Origin of the sequence: Nitratireductor indicus C115, from assembly GCF_000300515.1 — a bacterium.
Lineage (GTDB): Bacteria > Pseudomonadota > Alphaproteobacteria > Rhizobiales > Rhizobiaceae > Nitratireductor > Nitratireductor indicus.
Genome location: NZ_AMSI01000009.1, coordinates 108,036 through 125,186, shown reverse-complemented (window position 1 = coordinate 125,186; position 17,151 = coordinate 108,036). Strand labels below are relative to the sequence as shown.

General features: G+C 60.4%; 14 protein-coding genes. 6 read left to right on the top strand and 8 right to left on the bottom strand.

What is annotated here, in order from left to right; all coding sequences use genetic code 11:
- The first annotated feature begins 186 nt into the window (after nt 1-186).
- From NA8A_RS14275 to NA8A_RS14260, 4 genes are read left to right on the top strand one after another with little or no spacing between them, the layout of a single operon-like run.
- A complete protein-coding gene (locus tag NA8A_RS14275) occupies nt 187-1,107 on the top strand; it encodes a branched-chain amino acid ABC transporter permease (protein ID WP_009451028.1) in 921 nt (306 codons plus the stop codon).
- 9 nt (nt 1,108-1,116) lie between these two features.
- Nucleotides 1,117-2,088, top strand: a complete 972-nt coding sequence (locus NA8A_RS14270) for a branched-chain amino acid ABC transporter permease (protein ID WP_009451027.1) — start codon at nt 1,117-1,119, stop codon at nt 2,086-2,088.
- The gene (locus NA8A_RS14265; protein WP_009451026.1) at nt 2,081-2,830 is read left to right on the top strand and encodes an ABC transporter ATP-binding protein; all 750 of its coding nucleotides are present in this window, start codon (nt 2,081-2,083) and stop codon (nt 2,828-2,830) included. Before NA8A_RS14270 ends, NA8A_RS14265 begins: the two co-directional genes overlap by 8 nt.
- A complete protein-coding gene (locus NA8A_RS14260; RefSeq protein WP_009451025.1) occupies nt 2,827-3,513 on the top strand; it encodes an ABC transporter ATP-binding protein in 687 nt (228 codons plus the stop codon). Before NA8A_RS14265 ends, NA8A_RS14260 begins: the two co-directional genes overlap by 4 nt.
- A 5-nt stretch (nt 3,514-3,518) precedes the next feature.
- Here NA8A_RS14260 and NA8A_RS14255 read toward each other — a convergent pair whose 3' ends face one another.
- From NA8A_RS14255 to NA8A_RS14240, 4 genes are read right to left on the bottom strand one after another with little or no spacing between them, the layout of a single operon-like run.
- The gene (locus tag NA8A_RS14255) at nt 3,519-4,358 is read right to left on the bottom strand and encodes a metal ABC transporter permease (protein ID WP_040672638.1); all 840 of its coding nucleotides are present in this window, start codon (nt 4,356-4,358) and stop codon (nt 3,519-3,521) included.
- A gap of 2 nt (nt 4,359-4,360) precedes the next feature.
- Nucleotides 4,361-5,221 carry a metal ABC transporter permease gene (locus NA8A_RS14250; protein WP_009451023.1) on the bottom strand — a complete coding sequence of 287 codons (861 nt, stop codon included), beginning with the start codon at nt 5,219-5,221 and terminating at the stop codon, nt 4,361-4,363.
- On the bottom strand, nt 5,218-6,102 hold the full coding sequence (locus NA8A_RS14245) for a manganese/iron ABC transporter ATP-binding protein (protein ID WP_009451022.1): 885 nt from the start codon (nt 6,100-6,102) through the stop codon (nt 5,218-5,220). The genes NA8A_RS14250 and NA8A_RS14245 overlap by 4 nt, the downstream gene beginning before the upstream one ends.
- Nucleotides 6,099-7,007: a metal ABC transporter substrate-binding protein gene (locus NA8A_RS14240; RefSeq protein ID WP_009451021.1), complete on the bottom strand. Its 909-nt coding sequence runs from the start codon at nt 7,005-7,007 to the stop codon at nt 6,099-6,101. The genes NA8A_RS14245 and NA8A_RS14240 overlap by 4 nt, the downstream gene beginning before the upstream one ends.
- A gap of 237 nt (nt 7,008-7,244) precedes the next feature.
- Here NA8A_RS14240 and NA8A_RS14235 point away from each other — a divergent pair, with 237 nt between their 5' ends.
- Nucleotides 7,245-7,676, top strand: a complete 432-nt coding sequence (locus NA8A_RS14235) for a Fur family transcriptional regulator (RefSeq protein WP_009451020.1) — start codon at nt 7,245-7,247, stop codon at nt 7,674-7,676.
- Between the two features lie 396 nt (nt 7,677-8,072).
- Nucleotides 8,073-11,024: a DNA polymerase I gene (polA, locus tag NA8A_RS14230; RefSeq protein ID WP_009451019.1), complete on the top strand. Its 2,952-nt coding sequence runs from the start codon at nt 8,073-8,075 to the stop codon at nt 11,022-11,024.
- 272 nt (nt 11,025-11,296) lie between these two features.
- On the opposite strand, the gene NA8A_RS14225 is transcribed toward polA, so the two are convergent.
- The 4 genes from NA8A_RS14225 to ftsH all read right to left on the bottom strand — a co-directional run bounded on the left by NA8A_RS14225 (nt 11,297) and on the right by ftsH (nt 17,048).
- A complete protein-coding gene (locus NA8A_RS14225; RefSeq protein WP_009451018.1) occupies nt 11,297-12,136 on the bottom strand; it encodes an outer membrane protein in 840 nt (279 codons plus the stop codon).
- 203 nt (nt 12,137-12,339) lie between these two features.
- Nucleotides 12,340-13,191 (bottom strand): outer membrane protein, encoded by an 852-nt coding sequence (locus NA8A_RS14220; protein WP_009451017.1) that lies wholly within the window; start codon nt 13,189-13,191, stop codon nt 12,340-12,342.
- 267 nt (nt 13,192-13,458) lie between these two features.
- A complete protein-coding gene (gene glmM, locus NA8A_RS14215) occupies nt 13,459-14,811 on the bottom strand; it encodes a phosphoglucosamine mutase (RefSeq protein ID WP_009451016.1) in 1,353 nt (450 codons plus the stop codon).
- Between the two features lie 296 nt (nt 14,812-15,107).
- Nucleotides 15,108-17,048 (bottom strand): ATP-dependent zinc metalloprotease FtsH, encoded by a 1,941-nt coding sequence (gene ftsH, locus NA8A_RS14210; RefSeq protein ID WP_009451015.1) that lies wholly within the window; start codon nt 17,046-17,048, stop codon nt 15,108-15,110.
- Nucleotides 17,049-17,151: the final 103 nt, after the last annotated feature.

Sequence of the window (17,151 nt, the reverse complement as noted above, 5' to 3'; positions counted from 1 at the left end):
CGACATGCTCACCATGAGGGCGGGACTCCGTGCGATCAGAACGAGATTGCGGCAAGCCAGATGCGACGGAGGTCGCCGAACCAGCCCTTATTCTGGGCTTGCCTCTCCCTTAATGCCGAGCATGTCGAACCGCGAAGGTGAGGCGCTCGTGAAGATTTCCAGTTCAACCAAACCAACAGCCGGCCCGTGTCCCTTCCCCTCTTCATCGAGCAAATCCTGAACGGTCTGCAGTTCGGCGTGATGCTGTTCCTGATGGCTGCGGGGTTAACCCTGATCTTCGGCGTGATGGGACTGATCAATCTGGCGCATGGCTCGTTGTTCATGGTGGGCGCGTTTGCCTGTGCGGCGGTGGCAGCGGCAACCGGTTCCTTCTGGCTTGGTCTTGCGGCAAGCCTCGCGGCGGCGGCGATGGCCGGCGCAGTAATCGAAATCCTCGTCATTCGAAGGCTTTATGAGCGCGATCATCTCGACCAGGTGCTGGCGACCTTCGCGCTGATCCTGATCTTTTCCGAGGGAACGCGCTGGGTGTTCGGTTCCTTTCCGCTCTATCTCGATATTCCGCCTCTTCTGACGGGGGCCGCGTCATTGCCGGGCGGCGGGCAATATCCGGTCTATCGCCTCGCCGTCATCGCGGTCGGCATCGCCGTGGCGCTCGGCCTTTATGTGCTGATAGGCCGAACGAGGCTCGGCATGCGCATCCGCGCCGGTGAATCCGATCGCGAGATGATCGGCGCGCTCGGCGTCGATATCGGCACGCTCTACACGCTCGTCTTTGCACTTGGTGCAGCATTGGCAGGGCTTGCCGGTGCCATGGTAGGTGCATTGCAATCCGTGCAGGTGGGCATGGGTGAACCCGTGCTCATCCTTGCCTTCGTGGTCATCGTGATCGGCGGCATCGGCTCCATCAAGGGTGCGCTTCTGGGTTCTATCCTCGTGGGTCTGACGGAGACGCTCGGCCGCTTTCTCCTGCCGCATCTCTTCGCCCTGATCCTTCCCGCCTCCGAAGCCGCGGGCATGGGGGCGGCGCTTGCCTCGATGCTGATCTATATTCTCATGGCCCTGATCCTCGCCTTCAGGCCGCGCGGCCTCTTTGCCGCGAGCACGTGAGGCGACGCGATGAACCGTGAGACCCTCGTCAACGCCCTTCTGATCCTCGGGCTTCTGGCCGCTCCCTTCGCCGCCGATGCGATGGGCGAGCCGTTCTATGTGACCCTGGCGACCCGCATCGCCATCCTTGCCCTGGCTGCGACCGGGCTCAACATCGCGCTCGGGCTTGGCGGGCTCGTCTCCTTCGGCCACGCCGCCTTCTTCGGTATCGGCGGGTATGCGGCGGGCATTCTCGCAACGCATGCCTTCAATGCGGAGCCCCTGCTTTTCGGTCTGCCGGGCACCAACCAGATGGTGTCGATCTGGCTCGCAGCAGTTGCTGCCGCCGGCATGGCAGCGCTCCTGATCGGCCTGATATCGCTGCGCACCTCCGGCGTCTATTTCATCATGATCACCCTCGCCTTCGCGCAGATGATCTATTACTTCGCCATCTCCTGGCCCGCCTATGGCGGCGAGGACGGGCTTTCAATCTATGTGCGCAATGCTTTCCCCGGCACCAACACGATGCGGCCAATGAGCTTCTTCCTCATCGCTGCCGGACTTCTTCTGGCGGGCCTCGCCTTTTTCGCCCTGTTGCGCAATTCGCGTTTCGGAGCGGCCCTTCAAGCAGGCCGGCAGAACGAGATCCGCCTGGCGGCCGTCGGCATCGCCCCCTTCCGCATTCGCCTTGTCGCCTTCGTCCTTTCCGCGATGATGACGGGCGTCGCGGGTGCGCTCTTTGCCGATCTCAACCGCTTCGTGAGCCCGTCCATGCTTTCCTGGCACATGTCCGGCGAACTGATCGTGCTCATCATTCTCGGCGGCGTGGGGCGACTGGCGGGGCCACTTGCCGGTGCCATTGTCTACGTTCTCTTCGAATTCGCGCTGGGTGGCGTGACCGAGCATTGGCAGCTCTTCCTCGGCCTTGTTCTGCTTTGCGTCGTGCTTTTTGCGCGGGGCGGTGTTGTCGGGCTTCTTGCCGGAAGGGCCCGCCATGGCTGAACCGGTCCTCGAAATCCGAAATCTGGAGAAGAGCTTCGGCGCTCTCAAAGCAACCGACGATGTGAGCCTCGATCTGCGATCCGGTGAGATACATGCCCTGATCGGCCCCAATGGAGCCGGCAAATCAACCCTTGTGCAACAGATCGCCGGCTCGCTGAAGCCCGACAGCGGAACGATCCTGTTCCAAGGTCGCGACGTGAGCGGGCTCGACATGGCGGCACGCGCCCGTCTGGGCATGGGCAGAACCTTCCAGATCTCATCCCTGGCAGGCGAATTCTCGGCGCTGCGCAACGTTATGCTGGCCGTTCAGGCTAGCGCAGGCTCGAGTTTCCGCTTCTTCCGCCCGGTGATGCGCGACGCGAGCCTGATCGAACCGGCGCGCGAGGCTCTTTCCCGAGTGGGCCTGTCGGATCGAGCAAGCGTTCCCGCCGCCGAACTGTCCCATGGCGAGCGCCGCCAGCTTGAAATCGCCATAGCACTCGCCCAGGGAGCCCGCGCCTTCCTGCTCGACGAACCCATGGCCGGCATGGGCCCCGAGGGCTCACAGGCCCTGACGCGCTTTCTCGACACGCTGCGCGCGCAAGCCCCGGTTCTCCTCATCGAGCACGATATGGATGCTGTCTTCGCCCTCGCTGACCGCATATCCGTCCTCGTCTATGGGCGCATTGTGGCAACCGGAACGGTGGAGGAAATCCGAAACGATCCCGCCGTGCGCGAAGCCTATCTGGGAGAAGGCGCATGACGCTTCTTGCAGTCGATGGGCTCGAAACCTTCTACGGAAAGTCGCAGGCGCTCTTCGGGGTCGAATTCACCGTCGCCGAGGGCGAAGCCGTGGCGCTGATGGGCCGCAACGGCATGGGCAAGACCACAACGATCCGCTCCATCTGCCACCTGACACCCGCGAGGCGGGGCAGGATAAATTTTGCCGGCAAAGAAATATCCGACCTCGCGCCCCACAAGGTGGCCCGGCTCGGCATCGGCCTCGTTCCCGAGGGCCGGCGCTGCTTTCCCAATCTGACGGTTGAGGAAAACCTCCTTGCCGCAGCGCGCCCCGGCAAATGGACACTACAGGGCATCAATGCCCTGTTCCCCCGCCTTGCTGAGCGGCGCACCCAGCCTGCCCGCACCCTGTCGGGTGGCGAGCAGCAGATGCTGGCCATCGGCCGGGCGCTGATGACCAACCCGCGCCTTCTGATCCTCGACGAGGCCACCGAGGGCCTCGCCCCTGTCATCCGGCAGGACATCTGGCACGCCATCCGCACGATCCGTGCCGACGGACAATCGATCCTGATGGTCGACAAGACCTTGAGCGAACTTCTGCCGGTGGCCGATCACTGTGTCATTCTGGAGAAGGGCAAAACCGTGTGGACCGGCACCCCTGCCGCATTGGACACAGCGACCCAGGAACGCTTCCTCGGGGTTTGAAGCGATTACGCCGGCGGTGCCGACGGCTTGCCGGCATCGCGAAACAAGGTTGCAACGAAGGCGATGATGAAAACCCCGGTCATCAAAAGCACGATGGTCGGCGCCGGCGCGCTATCGATGAAGAAGCTGAGATAAACCCCGAAAAAGGACGAGAACAGTGCCACTGCAAGGCTGACCAGCAACATGTGTTCGAAACGCCGCACGATCAGGAACGCTACCGCACCGGGCCCGATAAGCATGGCGATGGACAGGATGATGCCCACGGATGATAGCGCGGCCACGATTGCGAGCGACAACAGCGACAGAAGCCCATAGTGCAAAACGCGCACGGGCAAGCCGATGGCCCGCGCATGCTGCGCATCGAATGCGGCGAGCAGGAGATCGCGGCGAAAGAGCAGGATGCAGACGCAGATTGCGAGCCCAATGCCACCAGTCTGCGCAATGTCGTTCCAGGTAACGCCGAGCATGTCGCCGAACAGGATGTGATCGAGATGCACATCCGTCTGGATGCGGGTGTAGAGCAGCAGGCCAAGGCCGAACATTCCGGAAAACACCACGCCCATCACGGTGTCTTCCTTGACCCGGCTGTTCTCCTTCAGGAACCCGATCCCCGTCACGCACACCATGCCCGCCACAAAGGCTCCGATGGCAAAGGGCAGGCCCGCCATATAGGCGATCACCACACCGGGCAGAACCGCATGGCTGACCGCATCGCCCATCAGCGACCAGCCTTTCAGGATGAGGAAACAGGAAAGCAAAGCCATCGGCGCCGCGATCAGCAGTGAGATCACAAAAGCCTGCTGCATGAAGGGGAAGGCGAAGGGCAACAAAAGCGTATCGGCCATTGTCATGCCCCTTCCTGCAAGGCGAGCCTGGCCCTGCGTCGCGCTGCCAAAAGGCCATGCTTCGGGGCAAAGACGAAGGCGGTGAGAAATGCGAGCGTCTGCAGCACCACGATGATGCCGCCCGTCGCGCCGTCGAGAAAATAGCTGAAATAGGCGCCGGCGAAACTCGACACGCTGCCGATCAGAACGGCCAGGAGGACAAGGCGCGGAAAGCGGTCGGTCAGAAGATAAGCTGTAGCACCCGGCGTCACCACCATGGCGATGACGAGGAAGGCGCCGACCGTTTGCATGGCGGCTACCGTGCAGGCGCTCAGAAGCGTGAAGAAGACTAGGCGCAGAAATCCGGGATTGAGACCGATGGAGCGCGCATGGTTTTCATCGAAGAAGGCGACCATCAGGTCTTTCCACTTCACTGCGAGAACGGCGAGCGTCACCGCGGCGATGATCACCAGTTGCAGCGTATCTTCCGGCGTTATGGCGAGAATGTTGCCGAGCACGATGGTCTGGATGTTTACCGAGGCTGGTGACAGCGAGATCATGAACAGGCCAAGCGCGAAGAAGGAGGTGAAGATCAGGCCGATAATGGCGTCTTCGCGCAATCTCGTGCGCTGATTGAGGAAGAACATCGCCCCCGCCGCCAGCCCGCCCGCGAAGAACGCCCCGATCGAGAAGGGAAGTCCGAGCATATAGGCACCGGCCACGCCGGGCACGATGGAATGCGAGAGCGCGTCGCCGATCAGAGACCAGCCCTTGAGCATGAGATAGGCCGACAGGAAGGCGCAGACCCCACCCACCAGCGCACTGACCCACATGGCGTTGACCATATAGCCATAGGAGAAAGGCTCCAGAAGCAACGCGCTCATTTCCGCGTCTCCCCGTCGTCCGGGGTCGCCTCGTCGCCATAGATCACGAAAGGCCGCTCGTCGTCGGTAAGCACGGTCACCTGCCGCGTATCCTTCTCCGCATCCTCATGCAGCTCCTCGCCACCGAGCGTGAATTGCCGCAGCACGCCGCCAAAAGCCTGTTCCAGATTGGAGCGGGTAAAGACCTCCTCCGTCGGCCCGGAGGCGAGCACCGTGCGATTGATGAGAACCGTTCGGTCGCAAAAACGAGGAACGCTGCCCAGATTGTGCGTGGAAACGAGCATCACATGCCCCTCTTCCCGCAAAGCCCCAAGCAACGCGATGATGGATTCCTCCGTGCGCACATCCACGCCCGTAAACGGCTCATCCAGCAGGATGACACGGCCTTCCTGCGCCAAAGCGCGCGCGAGAAAAACCCGCTTTTTCTGCCCGCCGGAAAGTTCGCCGATCTGGCGCTTGCGGTAGTCGGCCATGCCGACGCGCGCAAGCGCCGCCGCCACCTTGTCGTGGTCCACCCGGCGGGGCCAGCGCAGGAAGTTCATGTGGCCGTAACGGCCCATCATCACCACATCCTCCACCAGCACCGGAAAGTTCCAGTCCACTTCCTCGGCCTGCGGAACATAGGAAACGACATTGCGCTTGAGCGCGCGGCCCGCCGGTTCACCGAGAATGGAAACACTGCCCTTGGCCAGGGGAACGAAACCCATGATCGCCTTGAAAAGCGTGGACTTGCCGCTGCCATTCACCCCGACCAGGGCGGTTATGGAACCGGTCGGGATGGAGAAGCTGGCATCGCGCAATGCGGTATGGCCGTTGCGATAGGTCACCGTGACGTCGCGGACGTCAATTCCTGTGGCGACAGGCAGAACGGGTGCGTTCATTGAGTATCGAGCCCCTTGGCGATGGTCTCGGTGGTCACACGCAGAAGATCGAGATAGGTCGGCACGGCGCCATCCGCATCGCTTAGTGAATCGACATAAAGCACGCCACCATAGGCGGTACCCGTCTCCCGGGCCACCTGCTGCGCAGGCCGGGGTGAAACCGTGCTTTCGGAAAAGACGGCGCGGGCGTTCATCTCCCGAATTCGGTCGATTACATGGCGCACCTGCTGCGGCGTTCCCTGCTGATCGGCATTGATCGGCCAGATATAAAGTTCCTTGAGCCCAAAATCGCGGGCGAGATAGCTGAAGGCGCCTTCGCTCGTCACCAGAACGCGATGCGCTTCGGGAATTTTGGCAAGCCGCTCCCGCAACGGCTCCACCGTTGCCTCGATCTTTGCCTTATAGGCTTGCGCATTGGCGGCATAGGCTGCGGCGTTTTCCGGATCGTATTGGGAAAAGGCATCGCGGATATTGTCGATATAGGTGAGAGCGTCGGTTGGTGACATCCAGGCATGCGGGTTGGGTTTGCCCGTGTAAGGCCCCTCGGCAATCCCCAGAGGCTCAACGCCCTTCGAAACGATCACGCTGGGAACATCCTTGAGATTGCGGAAGAAGCGCTCGAACCAGAGTTCGAGGTTGAGCCCGTTCCAGAGGATCAGATCGGCATCCTGCGCCCGTAATATATCTCCCGGTGTCGGCTGGTAATTATGGATCTCCGCATTGGGCTTGGTGATGGATTCCACGATTGCCGTATCGCCCGCCACGTTTCGCGCCATATCGGCGATAACGGTAAAGGTGGTGATCGCCTTGAAGCGCGTCTCTGCGGCAATGGCAGAGGAAGAGAAAAGAACCGCTGCAAGAACGATGGCGACCCGTCCGGACATGCCCGTTCCGGAAAAACCCATGATTATCTCCTGAAACCTGAAAGACCTTCGATTTTTTGGAAACTAGCCGCAATAGCTTTCCTCGTCAATGCAATTGCAAATCGTTTGCATTAAGAAAATATTTTTCTCACCAGGTCATCTCACACCAGGTTGAAATGGACATGATCCCGTCAGTGGAAGAGGAGCCGAAGGTGGTTTTGCACGAGCGACCCGCCGCAAATCTTTGCAACTGATTGTCATCTGGCGCATAATTGCCCCATGAATCAGCATGCGAACCAAAAGCCGGATTATGAAAGGGAAATGCGCCGGGCAGGGGTGAGAATTACCCGGCCGCGCAAGATCATCCTGCAGATTCTGGGCGACACGGACGATCACCCCGACGCAATGGAGATTTTCCAACGCGCCTCGGCAATCGATTCAAGCATTTCGCTCTCTACCGTCTACCGCACGATGAAACTTCTGGAAGGCATGGGTGCAATCCACCGGCATGCCTTTGATGGTGGGCGCGCACGCTTCGAGCAGGCAAGCGGCGAGCACCACGATCACCTGATCGACATCGACACGGGCGACGTGATCGAATTCCACTCGACCAAGATCGAAGCCTTGCAGGAAGAAATTGCGCGCGAGCTGGGATACGACATCATGCACCATCGGCTCGAATTGTATTGCCGCAAGCGCCGGAAAGGCTGAACCGGTCTCGCAATGCTGTTTTGCCGGATGATTTTCCGCCCTTAAAAAGCCCCTTAAAAAGCAAGTGCCGCCGTGGTGGAGGGGGTAACCACGGCGGCCATGCTTGAAACACCGCGGCAGCCCGGAGAGGGGGGATGAGGCTGCCGCTATATTGCCCGGGAAAGGCGGGGGACGGGCCTTGACCGGACCACGGCGAAAAATGCCGCTGTCGTTTATTTTGTGTTTGAACGTGGCTATTCAAGGGCACGAGCATTACATATTCGTAACAAACACGTGATACGAGCTCCGCCCCGGCCAAAACACGTGTTCGCGCATGTCAGTACGATGGGCATTACGCGGCCCCGATGCCCCCTTTGCCATGGACACGTGCCGACCGCCGCGCTACCCGTTACAGCCATGAAAAAAGGCGATCACCTCTTCCTCGTTGACGGCTCGGGCTATATTTTTCGCGCCTACCACGCGCTGCCCCCGCTGACCCGCAAATCCGACGGCCTGCCGGTGGGCGCCGTCGCCGGCTTCTGCAACATGCTCTGGAAGCTGTTGCAGAATGCGCGCGATACGGAAGTGGGTGTCACCCCCACGCATTTCGCGGTTATTTTCGACCACTCTTCGAAAACTTTCCGAAATGACCTCTATCCCGAATACAAGGCCAATCGCTCCGAGCCGCCGGAGGATCTGGTGCCGCAATTCGGCTTGATCCGCGAGGCGACCCGCGCTTTCGACCTTCCCTGCGTCGAATTGCAGGGTTTCGAGGCCGACGATCTTATAGCCACCTATGCCCGCCTGGCTTCGGAAGCCGGGGCTGAGACGACCATTATTTCCTCCGACAAGGATTTGATGCAGCTCGTCACTGACCAGGTGTCCATGTACGACCCCATGAAGGATCGCGAAATCCGCATTCCGGAAGTGATCGAGAAATGGGGCGTGCCGCCTGAAAAGATGATCGATCTGCAGGCGCTGACCGGCGATTCGGTCGACAATGTGCCAGGCGTGCCCGGCATCGGGCCTAAGACCGCCGCCCAGCTTCTGGAGGAATATGGCGACCTCGACACGCTTCTGGAGCGGGCCGGCGAAATCAAGCAGAACAAGCGCCGTGAAAATCTGATCGAGCATGCCGAGAAGGCCCGTGTTTCACGTGAACTGGTGCGCCTGCGCATCGATGCCCCCGTGGAAGAGGGCGTGGACACATTCGAGCTTAGCCCCCCTGACGGGCCAAAGCTGATCGGCTTCCTGAAGGCGATGGAATTCTCCACGCTTACCCGCCGTGTAGCCGAGGCAACGGGCGCCGATGCGGGCGAGATCGATGCCACGCATGTGGAAGTGGAAGCCGGCGATGAGGCACATGGCCCCGATATGGGCTCCGATGCGGCTTCCGGAAAGGACGCCACGGGAACAGCAAGTGCTGCATCCAGCGTCGCAGACGGTGTCGATACCCCGCAGAAACTGGCCGACGCCCTGGCTGAAGCAGCGCCCGCGCAGACGATAGACCGGACTGCCTATGTCTGTATCCGCGATCTCGACACGCTGCGGGAATGGATCGCCGATGCCTACGAGGCAGGTCTGGTGGCCTTCGACACCGAAACCACCTCCCTCGACCCCATGCAGGCAGAGCTGTGCGGCTTTTCGCTGGCGAGCCGACCCGGCAAGGCTGCCTACGTGCCTCTGTCCCACAAGAACGGCACAGGCGATCTTCTGGGCGGCGGTCTGATCGAGGGGCAGATACCCGAAAAGGAAGCGCTTGATGCCATTCGCGGCCTGATGGCCGATCCGGCGGTGCTCAAGATCGGCCAGAACCTGAAATATGACTGGCTTTTGATGTATCGGCTCGGCGTCGAGATCGTGAATTGCGATGATACGATGCTGATTTCCTATGTGCTCGATGCCGGCACCGGCAGCCACGGCACCGTGGGTCACGGCATGGACGCTCTTTCCGAGCGCTGGCTCGGGCATGTGCCCATTCCATACAAGGAGCTGACGGGCAGCGGCCGCAACCAGATCACCTTCGACATGGTCGATATCGAGCGCGCCACCGCCTACGCGGCGGAGGATGCCGACATCACGCTGCGCCTCTGGCAGGTGCTGAAACCGCGTCTCGCCGCTCGTGGTCTCGTTTCCGTCTATGAACGGCTCGAGCGCCCCATGATTCCGGTGATAGGCCGCATGGAACACCGCGGCATCGAAGTGGATCGACAAATACTGTCGCGCCTGTCCGGCGACTTCGCCCAGACTGCGGCGGCCATGGAAGACGAAATCTACGAACTGGCAGGCGAGCGCTTCACCATCGGCTCCCCCAAGCAGCTCGGCGACATTCTCTTCGGAAAGATGGGGCTTCCCGGCGGCAGCAAGACGAAAACCGGCCAGTGGTCGACATCCGCGCAGGTTCTCGAGGACCTGGCGACGGCGGGCCACCCGCTGCCGCGCAAGATCGTCGACTGGCGCCAGGTGACCAAGCTCAAATCCACTTATACGGATGCCCTGCCCGGCTATATTAACGCAGAGACTGGCCGCGTCCACACCTCCTACGCGCTTGCATCCACCACGACGGGGCGGCTTTCCTCCTCCGAACCGAATTTGCAGAACATCCCCGTCCGCACGGCGGAGGGCCGCAAGATTCGCGCGGCGTTCATCGCGCCCAGGGGCCGCAAGCTCATCTCCGCCGATTACAGCCAGATCGAATTGCGGGTTCTGGCCCATGTCGCCGACATTCCCGAGCTCAAGAAGGCCTTCGCCGACGGGCTGGACATTCATGCTATGACGGCATCGGAGATGTTCGACGTACCGGTCGAAGGCATGCCCCCCGAGGTGCGCCGCCGCGCCAAGGCGATCAATTTCGGCATCATCTACGGCATTTCGGCTTTTGGTCTGGCCAATCAGCTCGGCATTCCGCGCGAGGAAGCAGGCGCATACATCAAGCGCTATTTCGAGCGTTTCCCCGGCATCAAGGACTATATGGACAACACCAAGGCGCAGGCCCGCGCCACGGGATATGTCGAGACGATCTTCGGACGTAGGGCCCATTACCCTGAAATCCGCTCGTCCAACCCTCAGCTGCGCGCTTTCAACGAGCGTGCCGCCATCAACGCTCCGATCCAGGGTTCGGCAGCCGATATCATTCGCCGCGCCATGGCCCGCATGGACGCCGCGCTTGAGAATGCCGGGCTGGGCGAAGTGCAGATGCTCCTTCAGGTGCATGACGAACTGGTTTTCGAAGCACCCGAAGAAGCCGTCGAAAAGGTCATTCCCGTGATTTGCGACATCATGGAAAACGCGGCATTGCCGGCTCGCGCGCTCTCCGTTCCCCTACAGGTGGAAGCCCGCGCCGCTGACAATTGGGACGAGGCGCATTAGGGCGTTTTACAGTCAGGTGGAACCACCTGACGTCTGCATAAATGCGGAAAAACAAAGAGATAGGTCGGTCCAGGGTTTCCCTGAAACAGCCAACCGATCTAGGGCATTTTGCGGCGCCCGAACTTCGCGTGACGGCGGAAAGCAGGGGCTGAAGGCGTATCGAACGACAGAATCTGAAGTCCACCAAAACATTCTAACGCCGTATCCCTGAACTCAACTCAACAAAAAACCCCGCCATCGAGGCGGGGCTTTCTCATGATTGAGAACGAAACTCACCAGAGTTCGTAGCGCAGACCGACACGGACCTCATGGCTGTTGAAGCCGGGGTCATTCGCCTGGATTCCGGTGGCACCGGCGGTCGCGGTGGCCGCATCCCAGTTGAACATGTCACCGCCTGCGATGCTGCGATACCGATATCCGACATCGATCTTCATGTTGTCGGTCACATCATAGGCAACGCCCGCCATGAGGGCATAGGTGAAGCGCCAGTCGGATGCGCCGCCATGGGCCGTGGTTCCCACGAGTGCCGGGCTCGGGCAGGTCGCACCCACACAGTAGGAGCTGTTGTTGAGGTCGTCCCACTTCACATAGGTGTAGCCCACGCCGGCGCCCACATAGGGCGTGAAACCGACAAATGTACCGAGATCGACATAGCCGTTGATCATTGCCGAGTAGGCGGTGAACTCAGACGAATCCTCCGAGCGGCAGGTTGTGCCCGCAGGGGCAGTGGGGCAGGGACTTGCGCTCGATGTAGTTCCGCTGAAGCTGCCGCTAAAGCGATCCACCGTGACGTCGGCGCGCAACCAGTCCGTGAAGGAATAGCCGAAGCCTACGCCGAAGCTGAAATCCTTGGAGAGCGACGCCGAATTGAACTGGCTGGAACCATAGGACGCACCGTCGAAGGTGCGGTAGACGAAGGGATCCTTGCCTTCCGTCTTGAGCGAATAACCGATATCGCCGCGCAGATACCAACCCGAACCGATTTCGACCGGCACAAGGTCCGGCGCTTCTTCGATGACGATTGGGGGGTCGTAATCGGCAGCCTTGGCAAAGCCGACAGGTGCTGCGGCCAGGATGGCCGACGAGACAAGCAGACGGGTAACTTTGAACATAATCCGAACTCCGCAAGATGCGACGGATTAACGTTGCCCCCGCCGCTGTTCTCGCCATTGTTAACCATGGCGGTTAAGCGGCGGTTAAGGCTAACGGAGGGTTAGCGCTTTTATTCGTGAAGCCCGCGCCTTGGGAAACTGCGCGCAAAACAAAACCGCCCGGGCAGGGACCGGGCGGTTCGAACTAAGCTGGAGTGCCGTATTTATTTGTAGACCGGAGGCTCGAAAGCCGGCGGCTCATAGCTGACCACCTGCGGCGCGGGGGCGCAATTGGGATTGCCCGGGCCGAACTGATAACGCAGACCGGCACGCGCCTCGTGAACGTTGATGCCCTTGTCGAAGCCCGGTGCAACGCCCGAGGCGTATTCGAACATGCGGCCGCCATTGATGTGCGTGAAGCGGTAACCGACATCGAGATTGAGGTTCTGCGTGAGGCAGTAGGAAGCACCGGCCATCAGCGCATAGGCAAAACGCCAGTTCTTCGACCCCTTGTGCACGACCGTGGAGCCGCCGGAGATGGCATTTTCCAGATCGTCCCACATCACGTAGGCGCCACCGATACCCGCACCGACATAAGGCGTGATGCCATGATAGGTACCCAGGTCCACATACGCATTGGCGAGCAGAAGCAGAGCGCTGTAAGCCGACTTGTCCGTGGACACGCACGGAGAACCGCCACCGCAGGTGCCCGAAGTGCTGCCCTCGAAATCAGACTTGAACCAGTAATCGCCAGTCAGATCCGCACGCAGATGACGGTTGATCTGATAACCCACGCCAGCACCGAGCGAGAAGGCGCCCTTGAGCTTGGTGGTGTCGAAACGATCCGTACCGCCGCTGCCGCCATAGGTGATGTATTCGGTCCCGCGCAGGCTCGACCAGTGGTAATCCAGGTCGCCGCGCAGATACCAGCCGCCAAAGGAGGCAGGCGCAGGCTCGATGAATGGAGGCGGCGGCGGGGCCTCGACGATCGGCGGCTCGTAAAGATCGGCCGCATTGCCGAGAGTCGGGGCGAAAAGCATAAAGGCCGCCCCGAAAACCTTCAGGTGTTTCAACATGACTTCCCATCCTTGGCGTCGCCGCGGCCCCCCTTGGGCACATGGCTGATTGCTGGTTGACGGGATATTTGAATAAAAAAGTTAAGTACGGCTTAACCTTAAGACTTAACCACGTTCACAATGCACGCTCTGCGCGAAATGAGTGGAGCTGCAATGCAAAACGGCCCGGTGAATTCCCACTCACCGAACCGCTTCAGCGCATTATGCGAATACAAGAGAATAGAAAATTCCTCGTGCACCACTTCGGATGCACAAGGGATGTCATGATCAAGCGGCGTTTTTCGAATTCGAAATGGCCATCACGATATCATCCACCACGCTTTCGACCAGCGCGGAATCATCCGCTTCCGCCATGACGCGGATCAGCGGCTCGGTGCCTGAAGGCCTGATGACAAGGCGCCCACCGGTACCCAGACGCGCCTCACCTTCGGCGATTGCCGCCTTGACGGGCGCCGTTTCCAGGGGCGCGCCTCCGCTCACCCGAACATTCTTGAGAAGCTGGGGAACCGGCTCGAATTTCTTGCAGACCTCGCTCGCCGGCTTGTTCTGCCGCTTGATGCAGGCAAGAACCTGAAGCGCAGCAACCAACCCGTCTCCGGTGGTGGAGAAATCGGAAAGCACCACGTGACCGGACTGCTCGCCGCCGACATTCAGGCCATTGGCACGCATGCGTTCCACCACGTAGCGGTCACCTACCTTCACCCGGTGCAGATCGAGCTTGAGATCGTTGAGAAAGCGCTCGAGGCCGAGATTGGACATGATCGTGGCCACGACACCGCCGCCCGACAGGCGACCGGTCTGATGCCAGGACTCGGCAATCAGCGCCATGATCTGGTCGCCATCGATCACCGTGCCCTTTTCGTCCACCATCACGACACGATCGGCATCTCCGTCGAGTGCAATGCCCACATCAGCGCGAACCTCATGCACCTTGCGGGCAAGGCTCAACGGATGCGTGGACCCGCAATCCTCATTGATGTTGACGCCGTTCGGCTCGTCATGGATGGCAACCACTTCGGCGCCGAGTTCCCAGAGAACCGCGGGCGCGACCTTATAGGCAGCGCCATTGGCGCAATCGACTACGATACGAAGCCCTGAAAGCGACATGGAGCGGGGCAGGGTGCGCTTCGCAAATTCGATATAGCGATCATGCACACCGTCGACGCGCTTGGCCCGGCCGAGCGCACCATTGTCGGCGAGCGCCAGCTCGACTTCCTTGTCGAGCATCGCTTCGATGCGACCTTCGATCTTGTCGGAAAGCTTGTAGCCGTCGGGTCCGAACAGCTTGATGCCATTATCGTAATAGGGGTTGTGCGACGCGGAAATCATCACGCCGATATCGGCGCGCAGCGAGCGCACCAGCATGGCGACCGCCGGCGTCGGAATGGGCCCCAGTAAGAAAACGTCCATGCCGGCGGCGCAAAAACCGGAAACCAGCGCGTTTTCGATCATGTATCCGGACAGGCGCGTGTCCTTGCCGAGAACGACACGGTGACGGTGGCTGCCATTCTGGAACGACAGGCCAGCCGCCATTCCGACTTTCATGGCGATCTCGGCCGTCATGGGAAAACGGTTCGCGCGGCCGCGGATACCGTCCGTACCAAAATACTTCTTTGCCATTTTATCCTTAGTCCTGCCCCTGGGGCGCACTTTGTCTGCCTTACGTGTCAAAGCGGCTTTCCCTCAACCCACTATCTGCCACAGGAGCAGTGACGAAGCGCATCAAATTCTGTGAGACAGTGTAACGCTCTCGATATGAATCGGTAATTGCCAATTATAGTTAATAATCAACTAACAGACAGCTGATGACACACGAATGGAACTGGTTTCCAACAAAAACGATAGTGATCAAAAGAAAATCGCCGTGAACTGATGTCACGGCGATTTGTTTTTCTGAGATGGAGATGGAAGACGCATCACCCCTGCGGTTGAGGCTCCATTCCGCCTTCCGGCTCTTCGCCGTCCTTTTTCTTGCCCTGCTTGCGAGCGCCGGCCTTCGGCACGGCGGAGCCACGCGAAGGCGGCGTATCATCGCCCATGTCGCGCGAAGGCTTGTCGCCACGCAGCAGCGCCTGGATTTCATCGCCCGAAAGCGTTTCATATTCCAGAAGTCCTTCGGCGATGGCGATCCAGCCCTTCTTGTGCTTTGTCAGGATGGACCGCGCGGTCGAATAGGCCTCATCGATCAGACGGCGCACTTCGCTGTCGATCTTCTGCTGAGTCTCCTGCGACATGTTCTGCTGGCGCGCCACGGAATGGCCCAGGAAAACCTCTTCCTGGTTCTCACCATAGGCGACCTGCCCGAGTTCGTCGGAAAAGCCCCATTGCGTGACCATGGCGCGGGCAAGCTTGGTTGCCTGTTCGATATCGGAGGAAGCGCCGGAGGTAATGTTCTCCTTGCCGAACTTCAGTTCCTCGGCGACACGTCCGCCCATCATGATAGCAAGCCGCGAAATCATCCACTTGTAGCTCATGGAATAGCGGTCGCCCTCGGGCAGCTGCATGACCATGCCCAATGCGCGGCCGCGCGGGATGATCGTCGCCTTGTGAACCGGATCGGCCTTCGGCACCTGCAGGGCAACAATGGCGTGACCAGCCTCGTGATAGGCGGTCAGCTCCTTTTCTTCCTGCGTCATGGCGTTCGAGCGGCGCTCAGCACCCATCATGACCTTGTCTTTGGCGTCCTCGAATTCCTGCATGGTGACGAGCCGCTTATTGCGCCGCGCCGCCATCAGGGCTGCTTCGTTGACCAGGTTTGCAAGATCGGCACCCGAGAAGCCCGGCGTTCCGCGCGCCATGACCTTGAGATCGACGTTCGGCGCCAGCGGCACATTGCGCACATGCACCTTGAGGATCTTCTCACGGCCGGCCACGTCCGGATTCGGGACCACGACCTGCCGGTCGAAGCGGCCCGGACGCAGAAGCGCGGGATCGAGCACATCGGGACGGTTGGTCGCCGCAATCAGGATGATGCCTTCATTGGCCTCGAAGCCATCCATCTCGACCAGAAGCTGGTTCAGCGTCTGCTCGCGCTCGTCATTGCCGCCGCCAAGCCCGGCGCCGCGATGGCGACCGACGGCGTCGATCTCGTCGATGAAGATGATGCAGGGTGCATTCTTCTTCGCCTGCTCGAACATGTCGCGCACGCGGGATGCGCCAACACCGACGAACATTTCGACGAAGTCCGAACCGGATATGGTGAAGAAGGGCACATTCGCCTCACCCGCAACCGAGCGCGCGAGGAGCGTCTTGCCGGTTCCGGGAGGGCCGACGAGCAGCACACCACGCGGAATCTTGCCGCCAAGCCGCTGGAATTTCTGCGGATCGCGCAGGAACTCGACGATCTCCTCAAGATCTTCCTTGGCCTCGTCGACACCTGCCACATCCTGGAAGGTCACGCGGCCATGCGCCTCGGTCAGGAGCTTCGCCTTGGACTTGCCAAAACCCATGGCCCGCCCCGAACCCGACTGCATCTGACGCATGAAGAAAATCCACACGCCGAGGATCAGGATCATCGGCAGCCATGAGATCAGATAGCCGAAGAAGGAGTTGGAACCATCGGTTTCCGGCCGGGCATTAATCGTGACGCCACGTTCCTCAAGACGCTGCACAAGCGAAGGATCGCCCGGCGAATAGGTCTGGAACGGCGTACGGTTGCCGGTATAGGTGCCGGTAATGCGATTGCCGGTAATGGTGACGGATTCGATGCCGCCGGAGGAGACCTCCTGCAGGAACTGCGAATAGGCGATCTCTCGCGTCGCTCCACGCTGCTGAGGCGCCTGGAACAGATTGAAGAGCGCTATCAGCAGGACGGCGATGATCGCCCAAAGCGCAAAGTTTCTATAATTCGGATTCATGTAAGTCCCGCATACTCGCCGAACCCGGCGATCGTCCGTTTTTCGAAGTCGAGATTAACATAGGGAGCCGCCGCATTCTTGCCAAGCCGACGGGGCGCCCGAA

Excerpts from the sequence above, each read along its gene's own strand:
- NA8A_RS14270 (WP_009451027.1), top strand. The coding sequence starts at position 1,117 with ATGAACCGTGAGACCCTCGTCAACGCCCTTCTGATCCTCGGGCTTCTG.
- NA8A_RS14265 (WP_009451026.1), top strand. The coding sequence starts at position 2,081 with ATGGCTGAACCGGTCCTCGAAATCCGAAATCTGGAGAAGAGCTTCGGC.
- NA8A_RS14260 (WP_009451025.1), top strand. The coding sequence starts at position 2,827 with ATGACGCTTCTTGCAGTCGATGGGCTCGAAACCTTCTACGGAAAGTCG.
- NA8A_RS14255 (WP_040672638.1), bottom strand. The coding sequence starts at position 4,358 with ATGGCCGATACGCTTTTGTTGCCCTTCGCCTTCCCCTTCATGCAGCAG.
- NA8A_RS14250 (WP_009451023.1), bottom strand. The coding sequence starts at position 5,221 with ATGAGCGCGTTGCTTCTGGAGCCTTTCTCCTATGGCTATATGGTCAAC.
- NA8A_RS14245 (WP_009451022.1), bottom strand. The coding sequence starts at position 6,102 with ATGAACGCACCCGTTCTGCCTGTCGCCACAGGAATTGACGTCCGCGAC.
- NA8A_RS14240 (WP_009451021.1), bottom strand. The coding sequence starts at position 7,007 with ATGGGTTTTTCCGGAACGGGCATGTCCGGACGGGTCGCCATCGTTCTT.
- NA8A_RS14235 (WP_009451020.1), top strand. The coding sequence starts at position 7,245 with ATGAATCAGCATGCGAACCAAAAGCCGGATTATGAAAGGGAAATGCGC.
- polA (WP_009451019.1), top strand. The coding sequence starts at position 8,073 with ATGAAAAAAGGCGATCACCTCTTCCTCGTTGACGGCTCGGGCTATATT.
- NA8A_RS14225 (WP_009451018.1), bottom strand. The coding sequence starts at position 12,136 with ATGTTCAAAGTTACCCGTCTGCTTGTCTCGTCGGCCATCCTGGCCGCA.
- NA8A_RS14220 (WP_009451017.1), bottom strand. The coding sequence starts at position 13,191 with ATGTTGAAACACCTGAAGGTTTTCGGGGCGGCCTTTATGCTTTTCGCC.
- glmM (WP_009451016.1), bottom strand. The coding sequence starts at position 14,811 with ATGGCAAAGAAGTATTTTGGTACGGACGGTATCCGCGGCCGCGCGAAC.
- ftsH (WP_009451015.1), bottom strand. The coding sequence starts at position 17,048 with ATGAATCCGAATTATAGAAACTTTGCGCTTTGGGCGATCATCGCCGTC.